Annotated in this window: 14 protein-coding genes; 7 read left to right on the forward strand and 7 right to left on the reverse strand. The window is 71.5% G+C overall.

All coding sequences use genetic code 11. The features are described 5' to 3' along the window. The first annotated feature begins 5 nt into the window (after nucleotides 1–5). Together ACFZBD_RS19160 and ACFZBD_RS19165 are read left to right on the forward strand one after the other, a co-directional pair. Nucleotides 6–857 carry a deoxyribonuclease IV gene (locus ACFZBD_RS19160; RefSeq protein WP_391140764.1) on the forward strand — a complete coding sequence of 284 codons (852 nt, stop codon included), beginning with the start codon at nucleotides 6–8 and terminating at the stop codon, nucleotides 855–857. 82 nt (nucleotides 858–939) lie between these two features. Continuing rightward, nucleotides 940–1,479 (forward strand): DUF4396 domain-containing protein, encoded by a 540-nt coding sequence (locus ACFZBD_RS19165; protein WP_391140765.1) that lies wholly within the window; start codon nucleotides 940–942, stop codon nucleotides 1,477–1,479. A 31-nt stretch (nucleotides 1,480–1,510) separates the two neighbouring features. Here the strand turns inward: ACFZBD_RS19165 and ACFZBD_RS19170 are convergent, their stop codons facing one another. Next, nucleotides 1,511–2,143 (reverse strand): molybdopterin-dependent oxidoreductase, encoded by a 633-nt coding sequence (locus ACFZBD_RS19170; protein WP_391140766.1) that lies wholly within the window; start codon nucleotides 2,141–2,143, stop codon nucleotides 1,511–1,513. Nucleotides 2,144–2,318: 175 nt separating this feature from the next. On the opposite strand from ACFZBD_RS19170, the gene bfr reads away from it, so the two are divergent. Then, nucleotides 2,319–2,795: a bacterioferritin gene (gene bfr / locus ACFZBD_RS19175; protein WP_391140767.1), complete on the forward strand. Its 477-nt coding sequence runs from the start codon at nucleotides 2,319–2,321 to the stop codon at nucleotides 2,793–2,795. A 2-nt stretch (nucleotides 2,796–2,797) separates the two neighbouring features. Here the strand turns inward: bfr and ACFZBD_RS19180 are convergent, their stop codons facing one another. Further along, nucleotides 2,798–3,052: a (2Fe-2S)-binding protein gene (locus tag ACFZBD_RS19180; protein WP_391140768.1), complete on the reverse strand. Its 255-nt coding sequence runs from the start codon at nucleotides 3,050–3,052 to the stop codon at nucleotides 2,798–2,800. 138 nt (nucleotides 3,053–3,190) lie between these two features. After that, nucleotides 3,191–4,540, reverse strand: coding sequence for a class II 3-deoxy-7-phosphoheptulonate synthase (locus tag ACFZBD_RS19185; RefSeq protein WP_391140769.1), 1,350 nt, complete (start codon nucleotides 4,538–4,540; stop codon nucleotides 3,191–3,193). A 100-nt stretch (nucleotides 4,541–4,640) separates the two neighbouring features. Here ACFZBD_RS19185 and ACFZBD_RS19190 point away from each other — a divergent pair, with 100 nt between their 5' ends. Together ACFZBD_RS19190 and ACFZBD_RS19195 are read left to right on the forward strand one after the other, a co-directional pair. Continuing rightward, a complete protein-coding gene (locus ACFZBD_RS19190) occupies nucleotides 4,641–4,697 on the forward strand; it encodes a trp operon leader peptide (RefSeq protein WP_093653364.1) in 57 nt (18 codons plus the stop codon). A gap of 93 nt (nucleotides 4,698–4,790) precedes the next feature. Beyond that, nucleotides 4,791–6,659 (forward strand): chorismate-binding protein, encoded by a 1,869-nt coding sequence (locus tag ACFZBD_RS19195; RefSeq protein WP_391140770.1) that lies wholly within the window; start codon nucleotides 4,791–4,793, stop codon nucleotides 6,657–6,659. A 14-nt stretch (nucleotides 6,660–6,673) separates the two neighbouring features. Here ACFZBD_RS19195 and ACFZBD_RS19200 read toward each other — a convergent pair whose 3' ends face one another. The 4 genes from ACFZBD_RS19200 to ACFZBD_RS19215 all read right to left on the reverse strand — a co-directional run bounded on the left by ACFZBD_RS19200 (nucleotide 6,674) and on the right by ACFZBD_RS19215 (nucleotide 10,500). Next, nucleotides 6,674–7,672, reverse strand: a complete 999-nt coding sequence (locus ACFZBD_RS19200; protein WP_391140771.1) for an NAD(P)-dependent oxidoreductase — start codon at nucleotides 7,670–7,672, stop codon at nucleotides 6,674–6,676. 124 nt (nucleotides 7,673–7,796) lie between these two features. Then, a complete protein-coding gene (locus ACFZBD_RS19205; RefSeq protein ID WP_391140772.1) occupies nucleotides 7,797–8,495 on the reverse strand; it encodes a response regulator in 699 nt (232 codons plus the stop codon). 8 nt (nucleotides 8,496–8,503) lie between these two features. Then, complete coding sequence (macS, locus tag ACFZBD_RS19210; protein WP_391140773.1) at nucleotides 8,504–9,736, reverse strand: MacS family sensor histidine kinase; 1,233 nt, start codon at nucleotides 9,734–9,736, stop codon at nucleotides 8,504–8,506. A 32-nt stretch (nucleotides 9,737–9,768) separates the two neighbouring features. Next, a complete protein-coding gene (locus tag ACFZBD_RS19215; RefSeq protein ID WP_391141210.1) occupies nucleotides 9,769–10,500 on the reverse strand; it encodes a 1-acyl-sn-glycerol-3-phosphate acyltransferase in 732 nt (243 codons plus the stop codon). Nucleotides 10,501–10,713: 213 nt separating this feature from the next. Here ACFZBD_RS19215 and ACFZBD_RS19220 point away from each other — a divergent pair, with 213 nt between their 5' ends. Together ACFZBD_RS19220 and ACFZBD_RS19225 are read left to right on the forward strand one after the other, a co-directional pair. Then, nucleotides 10,714–11,496 carry an alpha/beta fold hydrolase gene (locus ACFZBD_RS19220; RefSeq protein WP_391140774.1) on the forward strand — a complete coding sequence of 261 codons (783 nt, stop codon included), beginning with the start codon at nucleotides 10,714–10,716 and terminating at the stop codon, nucleotides 11,494–11,496. Beyond that, nucleotides 11,489–12,142: a hypothetical protein gene (locus ACFZBD_RS19225; RefSeq protein WP_391140775.1), complete on the forward strand. Its 654-nt coding sequence runs from the start codon at nucleotides 11,489–11,491 to the stop codon at nucleotides 12,140–12,142. Before ACFZBD_RS19220 ends, ACFZBD_RS19225 begins: the two co-directional genes overlap by 8 nt. The last annotated feature ends 27 nt before the right edge of the window (nucleotides 12,143–12,169 follow it).

The raw sequence follows: 12,169 nt of genomic DNA on the forward strand, positions 1-12,169 counted from the left end.
GACTCATGCGCAACCCCGTCGGCGGCCATGTCCCCGTGGCCGGCGGCCTCGCCACGACCGGCCTGGCCTACGCCCGCGAGCTGGGCGCCGAGGCCGTCCAGGTCTTCGTCGCCAATCCGCGCGGCTGGGCCACCCCGGTGGGCAACCCCGCGCAGGACGAACGGTTCCGCGCCGCCTGCGAGGCCGCGTCGATGTCGGCCTGGGTCCACGCCCCGTACCTCATCAACTTCGGCTCGCACACCGAGGCGACGGTCGAGAGGTCGGTGGAGTCGCTGCGGCACTCGCTGCGCCGGGGCCGGGAGATCGGCGCCAAGGGCGTGGTGGTGCACACCGGCTCGGCGACCGGAGGCCGCCCGCGCGAGGAGGCGCTGGCGCAGGTGCGGGAGCGGATGCTGCCGCTGCTCGACGAGCTGACGCACGAGGACGACCCCTTCCTGCTCCTGGAGTCCACGGCCGGGCAGGGCTCCTCGCTCTGCTCCCGTACGTGGGACTTCGGGCCGTACTTCGACGCGCTGGACCACCACCCGCGGCTCGGGATCTGCCTGGACACCTGCCACATCTTCGCGGCGGGGCACGACCTGACCGGCCCGCACGGCGCGACGCAGACCCTGGACCTGCTGGTGGAGACGGTCGGCGAGGGCCGACTGAAGCTGATCCACGCCAACGACTCGAAGGACGTCGTCGGGGCGCACAAGGACCGGCACGCGAACATCGGGTCGGGCCACATCGGCCAGGAGCCGTTCCGGGCGCTGATGCGCCACCCGGAGACGGAGGGCGTGCCGCTGGTCATCGAGACGCCCGGCGGCAAGGAAGGGCACGTGGCGGACGTGGAGCTGCTGAAGAAGCTCCGCGGCTGACGCCCACGCGTTGAGGAATACCCCTAGGGGGTATACGGTTCCTGGAGAGGCAGGAACCGCTATCCGACGTTGGGGGCTCGTCATGGAGCACGAAGCGCACACCGGCCACCTCGGCCGGCAGGACCACCGGAACCCTCACGACCACCACGGAGACCACACGGCCCACGGGCACCACGGCGGCGGCGCGGTGTCCTGGTCGATGGCCGTGAAGGCGACGCTGCACTGCCTCACCGGATGCGCCATCGGCGAGGTCCTCGGCATGATCATCGGCACGGCCCTCGGCTGGGGCAACGCCCCCACGATGGCGCTCGCCATCGCCCTGGCCTTCCTCTTCGGCTACTCCCTGACCCTGTGGGCCGTCGTCCGCGCCGGGCTCTCGCTCAAGGCGGCCATCGGCGTCGCGCTCGCCGCCGACACCCTCTCCATCACGGTGATGGAGATCGTCGACAACGGGGTCCTGCTGCTGGTCCCGGGCGCCATGGACGCGCATCTGTCGGACGCGCTCTTCTGGGGCGCCCTCGCCTTCGCCTTCCTCGTCGCCTTCCTGATCACCACACCCGTCAACAAGTGGATGATCGGCCGCGGCAAGGGCCACGCGGTGGTCCACCGCTACCACCACTGACCCCGCCGCCCGGCTCGGCGACCCGGGGCGGCTACAGCTCCGGGCCGTCGCCCGGCTCCTCCTGGTAGGAGTAGCGCTGCTCCGTCCAGGGGTCGCCGATGTTGTGGTAGCCGCGCTCCTCCCAGAAGCCGCGGCGGTCGGCGGTCATGTACTCCACGCCGCGGACCCACTTGGGCCCCTTCCAGGCGTACAGATGGGGCACCACGAGCCGCAGCGGGAAGCCGTGCTCGGCGGTGAGCAGCTCCCCGTCCTTGTGGGTGGCGAAGATCGCGCCCTCGGCGGCGAAGTCGGAGAGCCGCATGTTGGCGCTGAAGCCGTACTCGGCCCAGACCATGACGTGCGTGACGTTGGCGGCCGGCGGGGCGAGCTCCAGGACCGTACGGGCGGGCACACCGCCCCATTCGGCCCCGAGCATGCTGAATTTCGTGACGCAGTGCAGATCGGCCACCACCGTCGAGAACGGCAGGGCGGAGAACTCCTCGTGGTTCCAGCACCGCTTGTCGCCGTCGGCGGTCGCGCCGAAGACGCGGAATTCCCAGCGGTCGGGCTTGAACCTGGGCACGGGGCCGTAGTGGGTAACCGGCCAGCCGCGTTGCAGCCGCTGCCCCGGCGGAAGATCCGACTGCGCCGCTTCCCGGTGTACTCCGCTCTCCGGCTGACCCATGTCCTCCATGGTGACAGACGGCGAGGGGTGGTCATGACCAGTGAACGCCGGGGTAGGGGCCTTTCGGGGCAACTCCCACTAAGCCTGCACTTACTGGACGCCCCCCATCCGTGGTGCAAGGATGCGGCCATCCTGCCCAGTCATTACGTAGACATGCGTGGAAGGAGCCTCTGCGATGCAGGGCGACCCCGAGGTCCTCGAGTTCCTCAACGAGCAGCTGACCGGCGAGCTTACGGCCATCAACCAGTACTGGCTGCACTACCGCATCCAGGACAACAAGGGCTGGACCAAGCTCGCGAAGTACACCCGCGAAGAGTCCATCGACGAGATGAAGCACGCGGACAAGCTCACCGAGCGCATCCTGATGCTCGACGGGCTGCCCAACTACCAGCGGCTCTTCCACGTCCGGGTCGGTCAGACGGTCACCGAGATGTTCCAGGCGGACCGCCAGGTGGAGGTGGAGGCGATCGACCGCCTCAAGCGGGGCATCGAGGTCATGCGCGCCAAGGGGGACATCACCTCGGCGAACCTCTTCGAGGAGATCCTGGCCGACGAGGAGCACCACATCGACTACCTCGACACCCAGCTGGACCTGATCGAGAACCTCGGTGAGTCCCTCTACATCTCGACGCTGATCGAGCAGCCCAGCTAGGTCTAGGCGGCTTCGGAGAGCTCGTCCGGGACCGGCAGGTCGGTCGCGAGGGCGGGCATGCCCTGGTCGAGGAGCTCGCGCCGGGGGCAGTTGCCGCGGCCGAGGATGGCCTGGATACGGCGGACACAGGAACCGCAGTCGGTCCCGGCCTTGCAGGCGGAGGCGATCTGGCGGGGTGTGCAGGCGCCCGCGTCCGCGTGGGCCTTGACCTGCTTCTCCGTGACACCGAAGCATGAGCAGACGTACACGCGGTTCACCTCCTGCCGAGATCGATAAGGCTAACCTAACCTTACCCGGCACGCCCGGCGCGTAAAAGCCCCGTGAACGACGGTGGGGCGCGGATCACATGGACCCGCGCCCCATCGTCGTAGGAACACACCTACTGATCGCGACCGCTAGTCGCGGTACAGCTCCGCCACCAGGAAGGCGAGGTCCAGCGACTGGCTGCGGTTGAGCCGCGGGTCGCAGGCCGTCTCGTAGCGCTGGTGCAGGTCGTCGACGAAGATCTCGTCGCCGCCGCCCACGCACTCGGTGACGTCGTCGCCGGTGAGCTCGACGTGGATGCCGCCCGGGTGCGTGCCGAGGGCCTTGTGGACCTCGAAGAAGCCCTTGACCTCGTCGAGCACGTCGTCGAAGCGGCGGGTCTTGTGGCCGGAGGCCGCCTCGAAGGTGTTGCCGTGCATCGGGTCGGTCACCCAGGCGACGGTCGCGCCGGAGGCGGTGACCTTCTCGACCAGCTCCGGGAGCTTGTCCCGGACCTTGTCGGCGCCCATGCGGACGATGAAGGTCAGCCGGCCGGGCTCGCGCTCCGGGTCCAGGCGGTCGATGTACGTCAGCGCGTCGTCGCCGGTGGTCGTCGGGCCGAGCTTGATCCCGATCGGGTTGGCGATCCGCGAGGCGAACTCGATGTGCGCGTGGTCGAGCTGGCGGGTGCGCTCACCGATCCAGACCATGTGGCCGGAGGTGTCGTACAGCCGGCCCGTGCGCGAGTCGGTGCGGGTGAGGGCGCCTTCGTAGTCGAGCAGCAGCGCCTCGTGGGAGGCGTAGAACTCGACGGCCTTGAACTCGGCCGGGTCGGTGCCGCAGGCCTTCATGAAGTTCAGCGCGTTGTCGATCTCGCGCGCCAGCTGTTCGTAGCGCTGGCCCGAGGGGGACGACTTCACGAAGTCCTGGTTCCAGGCGTGCACCTGGCGCAGGTCGGCGTAGCCGCCGGTGGTGAAGGCGCGCACCAGGTTGAGCGTCGAGGCGGACGCGTTGTACATCCGCTTCAGGCGCTCCGGGTCCGGGACGCGGGCCTTCTCGTGAAAGTCGAAGCCGTTGACGGAGTCGCCGCGGTACGTCGGCAGCGTGACGCCGTCACGGGTCTCGGTCCCCTTCGAGCGGGGCTTGGAGTACTGCCCGGCGATGCGGCCGACCTTGACGACGGGCACGGAGGCCGCGTACGTCAGGACGGCGCTCATCTGGAGCAGCGTCTTGAGCTTGGCACGGATGTGTTCGGCGGACACGGCGTCGAAGGCCTCGGCGCAGTCGCCGCCCTGGAGCAGGAACGCCTCGCCACGGGCGACGGCTCCCATCCGGGCGCGCAGCTGGTCGCACTCGCCCGCGAAGACGAGCGGCGGATACGACTCGAGGTCCGCGATCACATCGCGCAGAGCCTCGGCATCGGGGTACTCGGGCTGCTGCGCCGCGGGCAGGTCTCGCCAGGTCGCCTTGGCGACGGCGTGGGAATCAGCGTTCACGGTCACACCACCACAGTACGTGGCGGCGGGCGCCGTCCAAGCCACTGACCGCTTGCTGAGACGGATGAGAGGGACACGACAGAGCCGATGGGCTACGATCTCGGCCATGTTCGCGCAGACGACCCGTAACTGGTGGTGGACCGCTCATCCGGCGGCCCACTGACTGCGCGTACCCGAACACGCGAAGGCCGCCCGAGGGGCGGCCTTCTCTGTTTTCCCGGGCCGTTCCTCTCCGCTCCACGGAAGGAACGCATCGATGGACCTCTCCCGCCTCCTGGACGACTCCTGTCCCCCGTTCGCGCTGCTGCGCCGCCGTACCCCGGGCCGTGACCACGACACCGTCGAGGTGCTGATCGGCGCGGTGCACGAGGCGGAACGACTCGCCGACCTGCCGGTCGGGCCACTGCCGACGCTCGCGCTCGTGCCGTTCCGGCAGATCCGCGAGCGGGGCTTCGACGTCCGCGACGACGGCACACCGCTCTCCGTGCTGGTCGCCGAGGAGGCGTACGAGCTGCCGCTGGCCGCCGTGACGGAGCGGCTGCCGGCCCATGACGTACGGGTGGAGGGCGGCGGGTTCGACGTGTCGGACGCGGCCTACGCCGCCACCGTGCGGCGGGTGATCGACGAGGAGATCGGGTCCGGGGAGGGCGCCAACTTCGTCATCCGGCGCACCTACACGGGCGAGATCCCGGGCTTCGGGCGGGCCGACGCGCTGGCCCTCTTCCGGCGGCTGCTCACCGGCGAGCGGGGCGCGTACTGGACGTTCGTCGTCCACACCGGGGAGCGGACGCTGGTGGGCGCGAGTCCGGAGGTGCACGTCCGGATGTCCGGGGGCACCGTCGTGATGAACCCGATCAGCGGCACGTACCGCTATCCGTCCGGCACCGCGCCGACCCCCGAGGGCCTCCTCGCCTTCCTCGCCGACCGCAAGGAGACCGAGGAGCTGTCCATGGTGGTCGACGAGGAGCTGAAGATGATGTGCACCGTCGGCGACCGGGGCGGGGTGGTGATCGGGCCCCGGCTCAAGGAGATGGCACATCTCGCCCATACGGAGTACGAGCTGCGCGGCCGCTCCTCCCTCGATGTGCGGGAGGTGCTGCGGGAGACGATGTTCGCGGCGACCGTCACCGGGTCCCCGGTGCAGAACGCCTGCCGGGTCATCGAGCGCCACGAGTCGGGGGGCCGCGGGTACTACGCGGGGGCTCTCGCGCTGCTCGGCCGGGACGAGAGCGGGGCCCAGACGCTGGACTCGCCCATCCTGATCCGTACCGCCGACATCTCCGCCGGCGGCCGGCTGCGGGTGCCGGTCGGCGCGACGCTGGTCCGGCACTCCGATCCGGCGGGCGAGGTGGCCGAGACGCACGCCAAGGCGGCCGGGGTGCTCGCCGCCCTGGGGGTACGGGAGGGGCGGCCCGGCGACGGGGCGGCGCCGGCGGCGCGGCTCGCCGACGATCCCCGGGTGCGGGCGGCGCTGGACGCGCGGCGGGCCGACCTGGCGCCGTTCTGGCTGCGGATGCAGGTGCGATCGGCGGAGCTGAGCGGCCACGCCCTGGTGATCGACGCGGAGGACACCTTCACCGCGATGCTCGCCCACCTGCTGCGCTCCTCCGGGCTCGACGTCTCGGTGACGCGCTACGACGAGCCGGGGGTGCGGGAGCTGGCCCTCGCGCACGAGGGTCCGGTGGTCCTCGGCCCCGGGCCCGGCGATCCGGGGGACACGGCCGATCCGAAGATGCGGTTCCTGCGGGGGCTGACGGCCGAGCTGGTCCGCGACCACCGCCACGGTCTGCTGGGCGTCTGCCTGGGCCATGAGCTGATCGCGGCCGAGCTGGGTCTGGAGATCGTCCGCAAGCGGGTGCCGTTCCAGGGGGCGCAGGTGCGGATCGACCTCTTCGGGCAGGAGCGGACGGTCGGCTTCTACAACAGCTTCACGGCCCGCTGCGACGACCGGACGGTGACCGAGCTGGCGCTGCACCGGATCGAGGTGAGCCGGGACGCGGAGACGGGCGAGGTGCACGCGCTGCGCGGGCCGGGCTTCGCGGGCGTGCAGTTCCACCCGGAGTCGGTGCTGACGAGGGAGGGGGCGGAGCTGACCGCGTCGCTGCTCGCCGGGGTGCTGGTCTAGGTCGTAGGTCGGGGTCAGGGGGCGGCGGGGACCAGGACGTTCTCGCTGCGCCGGCCCTCGGTGTAGTCAAGGACGTTGCGGAGCGTCGTGGCGACGATCTGGCCGACCGCGTCGACGGTGTAGTACGCCTGGTGGGAGGTGACCACGACGTTGGGGAAGGTCACCAGGCGGGCCAGGGTGTCGTCCTCGACGACCTCCAGGGACTTGTCGAGGAAGAAGAGCCCGGCCTCCGCCTCGTAGACGTCGAGTCCCACCCCGGTGAAGCGGCCGGCCCGCAGTTCGGTGACGAGGGCTTCGGTGTCGACGAGGCCGCCGCGGCTGGAGTTCACCAGGATGGCGTCGTCCTTCATGGCCTTGAGCGCGGCGGCGTCGATGAGGTGGCGGGTGGCCGGCATCAGCGGGAGGTGGAGGCTGACGACGTCGGACTCGGTGAGGAGCCGGTCCTTGTCGACGTAGGCCATGCCGAGGTCGGCGCAGGCCGGGTTCGGGGAGACGTCCCAGCCGAGCAGCCGCATGCCGAAGCCGTGGGCGATCCGGGTGAACGCCTCGCCGATCTTGCCGGTGCCGAGGACGCCGACGGTGCGGCCGCGCAGATCGCGTCCCATGAGCCCGTCGAGCCGGAAGTCGAAGTCGCGGGTCCGGTTCGAGGCGCGCACGATCCGCCGGTTGACCGCCATCGCCAGCGTCCAGGCGAACTCGGCGACGGAGTAGGGGGAGTAGAAGGAGACCCGGGCGACGGTGAGGCCCAGGCGTTCGGCCACGTCGAGGTCGATGTTGTTGAAGCCGGTGGAGCGCTGGGCGATCATCCTGGTCCCGCCGTCGGCGAGGGTCCGCAGCACCCGGGCGCCGAGGTCGGCGTTGACGCTGGTGGAGACGATGGGGTGGCCGGCGGCGAGGGGGGCGGTGTCCTCGGTGAGGAAGACGTCCAGGCAGCGGACCTCGTGGTGGCCGTGGAAGGCCGCCTCGATCAGCGGCTTCTCGTCCGCCTGCACACCGAACGCAAGGATCTCCACGGAGCCCCTCCGGGGGTTTGCCGGTTTTGTCTGGTACTCGGCGAATATACGGTCCCCGGAGGCGGCGCGCGTGCCTCAGCCGAGGAAGCCCCCCCCCGCTTCCGTGCAACGGGCGGGGGAATCCTCAGGCGTCGTCCAGGCCGCGCTCGATGGCGTAGCGGACGAGCTCCACGCGGTTGTGCAGCTGGAGCTTGCCGAGGGTGTTCTGGACGTGGTTCTGCACCGTGCGGTGCGAGATGACCAGGCGTTCGGCGATCTGCTTGTAGCTCAGCCCCTTGGCGACCAGGCGCAGGACCTCGGTCTCGCGTTCGGTCAGCTGGGGGGCCTTCGGCTCGTCGGCGCCCGCGGTGGGGGCCGGCTCGGAGGCGAGCCGGCGGTACTCCCCGAGGACCAGGCCCGCCAGGCCCGGCGTGAAGACCGGATCGCCGACGGCGGTGCGGCGGACCGCGTCGATCAGCTCGGCCGTGCTGGCGGACTTCAGCAGATAGCCGGTGGCGCCGGACTTGACCGCCTCCAGGACGTCGGCGTGCTCGCCGCTCGCCGAGAGCACCAGGACCCGCAGCGCCGGGTCGGCGCCGACCAGCTCCTTGCAGACCTGGACGCCGGGCTTCGCCGGCAGGTTGAGGTCCAGGACGAGGACGTCCGGGCTCACCGCCGTGGCGCGCCGCACCGCCTGTTCGCCGTCGCCGGCCGTGGCGACCACGTCCAGGCCGGCCTCGGCGAGGTCGCGCGCGACCGCGTCCCGCCACATCGGATGGTCGTCGACGACCATCACCCTGATCGGCCCGGCCGTCGAGGACCCGTCCACCCGCTGCTCGCTCATCTGTCCGTTCACCTTCCCCCGTGGCTCCCGCGCTGACGCGGGACCTTCAGTTCCACTTCCGTGCCCTGGCCGGGGACCGAGATCAGCTCGGCCGTACCGCCCAGGTCCCGCAGTCTCCCCCGGATGGACAGGGCCACGCCCATCCGGCCCTCGCCCTCGGCCTGCGCCAGCCGCCCCTCGGGGATGCCGGGGCCGTCGTCCCGTACGGTCACGATCACCTCGTCCGGCCAGTCCTCGACCAGGATCCACGCCCGCGCGTCCGCCCCCGCGTGGACCCGGACATTGTCCAGGGCGGCACCGACGGCGGCGGCCAGTTCGCGGGCGGCGGCCGAGGGGAGCAGGACGGGGGCGCCCGGGTCGGAGAGGGTGACCCGGGCCCCGGCCCGCGGGGCGAGCAGGGACCGCAGATCGACCGGGGCGGTCGCGGAGGCCGCCGTGCCGGCCTCGTCCTCGGAGACGTCGACGTAGCGGACGACGGCTCCCTCGGACGCGTCCTCGGAGACCAGGGACGGCCGGGTCAGTCCGCCGGCGACCAGGGTGCGCAGGGCGACCTCCTGCTCCCCGGCCATCCGGCCCAGCTCGGCGGCCTCGCCGCCGAGCGCCGTGCCCCGCCGCTGCACCATCGCCAGGACCTGGAGCACGCTGTCGTGGATGTCCCGGGCGAGCCGCTCCCGCTCCCGGGTCGCGGCCTCGATCTCCAGGGCGCGGGCGAGGGTGCGCTCGGAGGCGCGGGCGACCTCGACGACGTAGCCGATGGCGATGGAGGCGACCCAGACGAGGAGCACGTTGTGCAGGGTGTCGCGGCTCGGGTGGCCGCGCTCGATGATGTTGGCGACGGCGACCAGCGAGGAGGCGAAGCCCGCCCAGCGCCAGCCGCCCTTGATGGCGTACGCGAGGACGGCCCCTGCGGTCCATATCGACGGCAGGGTGGGGCCGTCGACGGTCCGGGCCTGGTCGTCGGCGAGCGGGGTGAGCAGGATGCCGGTCAGCGCGACGGTGAGGTCGGCGACCAGGAAGCGCCGGGTGCAGCCGGCGGCGTTGGCCACCTTCGGGAGGGTGGCCAGGTTCCAGACGCACAGGACGGTGAGGAAGCCGATGGCCACCCAGGGCCGCTCGAAGGAGTCGCGCGAGAAGACGAAGAGCAGCACGGCGTAGACCATGGTCAGGACACGGTAGGCGGTGAGCGCCCGCCACAGCGGCTGCTCGACCGACATCCGCACGACTCGCTCGCGCTTGGCCATCTCCCCCACCCCACGACGCCCCCCGGCAGGGGTCAGGCGCCGGACTCTTCCCGTGCCGCGATCTCGGCCTTGACGGCTTCCTTGGCGGCCTTCTCGGCTTCGGCGATCTGCCGCTTCGCGGCCGTCGCGTAGATGTCGACGTACTCCTGGCCGGACAGCTTCATGATCTCGTACATGACCTCGTCGGTCACCGAGCGCAGGATGAAGCGGTCCCCCTCCATGCCGTGGTAGCGGCTGAAGTCCAGCGGCTTGCCGATCCGGATGCCCGGGCGCATCAGCTTGGGGACGACCTTGCCCGGCGGCTGGATCTTCTCGGTGTCGATCATGGCGACCGGGATGACGGGCGCGCCGGTGGCCAGGGCCACGCGCGCGAGGCCGCCGGGCTTGCCGCGGTAGAGCCGGCCGTCGGGCGAGCGGGTGCCCTCGGGGTAGATCCCGAAGAGTCCGCCCTTCTCGATGACGTCGATCCCGGCCTTGATCGCCGCCTCGCCGGCGCCGCGCGCGCCGGAGCGGTCCACCGGCAGCTGGCCGACGCCCTTGAAGAAGGCGGCGGTGAGCTTGCCCTTCACCCCGGGCGAGGTGAAGTACTCGGCCTTGGCGATGAAGGTGACCTTGCGGTCGAGCACGGCGGGGAGGAAGAAGGAGTCGGAGAACGACAGGTGGTTGCTCGCGAGGATCGCCGGCCCCTCGTCGGGGATGTTCTCGAGGCCCTCCACCCACGGCCTGAAGGCCAGCTTCAGCGAGCCTCCGATGGAGAACTTCATTGCGCCGTAGATCAACTCGGGTACCTTCCGTGTGCCGTCGGACAGACCATATCCCGCCGTGTCCCACGCCCCCGCGCCGGAGCGGCCCACGGCGGGGCACCTTCGTGTCTACGGACCTGGTCGGTGTCGGTCCGGTCGCGTACCGTGAAGTCCTTCCCTCTTGCCGTCGCTTCGTCGTACCTCCCGAAGCCGAACCCCGAACAGGAGACCCCGGTGCCGGTCCTCCCTGGAGCCGAGCCGTACCGCCATGAGGGCGGAGAGGTCGGCGTCCTTCTCTGTCACGGATTCACCGGATCCCCGCAGTCGCTGCGGCCCTGGGCCGAGTACCTCGCCGAGCGCGGGCTGACGGTGTCGCTGCCCCTGCTGCCCGGGCACGGCACCCGCTGGGAGGACATGCAGCTCACCACCTGGCAGGACTGGTACGCGGAGGTGGACCGGGCCCTGCGGGAGCTGCTCGCCCGGTGCGAGCGGGTCTTCGTCTTCGGCCTGTCGATGGGCGGGGCGCTGGCCCTGCGGCTCGCGGCGAAGCACGGGGACGCGGTCCGGGGCCTGGTCCTGGTCAACCCCGGCAACAAGGTGCACGGTGTCGCCGCGCACGCGCTGCCGGTGGTCCGCCACCTCGTCCCCACGACGAACGGCATCGCCAGCGACATCGCCAAGGAGGGCGTCACCGAGATCGGGTACGACAAGGTGCCGCTGCACGCGGCGCACTCGCTGCGCCGGTTCTTCCGCACGGTGGACGCGGAGCTGCCGCAGGTCACCCAGCCGCTCGTCCTGCTGCACAGCCCGCAGGACCACGTGGTGCCGCCGGCGGACTCGGCCCGCATCCTCAGCCGGGTCTCCTCGACGGACGTCCGCGAGGTCCTGCTGGAACAGAGTTACCACGTGGCGACGTTGGACCATGACGCGGAGCGGATCTTCGAGGAGAGCTGGGCGTTCGTCGGCCGGCTCGCTCCGGACGTCGTAGGGGAGAAGGGGAGCACGAGCGGTGGCTGAGCAGCAGGACGGGGAGCGCGAGCCGCAGCCCATCGACGAGGAGGCGGCCTGGGCCGCGATCGTCGCCGGGTACGGCGAGGAGCCGACGGATCCGCCTGGCGCGCGGCCCTTCCGGTCGGTCGAGGACTTGGCGCTGCCCGAGCCGGTGGAGAGCGAGAGCGAGAGCGAAGGCGACACCGAGGACGAGGCCGAGGACGAGGAGCCGGAGAGACCGGCTCTCGGCAGCTCGGTCGTCTTCGCCCCCGGGGTGAGCGTGGGCGGCGGCCCGCGTGACTACCGGCTCGCGGACCCGGACGAGGAGCCGGCCGAGGAGCCGGCCGAGGAGACCGGGGACGGCGAGCCCGCCGCGGGGAGCAAGGCCGGCAAGCGCGCCGCGAAGGACGACGACGGCGAGGGCCACTTCGTCCCGCCGGAGCCGCCGCCGCTGCCGGAGGCCGACGCGACGACGAAGTTCGCGTGGCTGGGCGTGGTGGGCGGCCCGGTCCTGATGCTGCTGGCGGTGCTCCTCGGGTGGGACATGACCTGGTGGATGACGACCCTGTGCGTGGGCGGCTTCCTGGGCGGCTTCGCGACGCTGGTGGCCCGGATGAAGCACGACGACGACGAGGACGGCTTCGACGACCCGGGCCGCGGCGCGGTGGTGTGAGCGGGGCGCGGCCCTCGACAGGCCGGT

Source organism: Streptomyces sp. NPDC008121, assembly GCF_042957155.1.
In the GTDB taxonomy this organism is placed as follows: domain Bacteria; phylum Actinomycetota; class Actinomycetes; order Streptomycetales; family Streptomycetaceae; genus Streptomyces.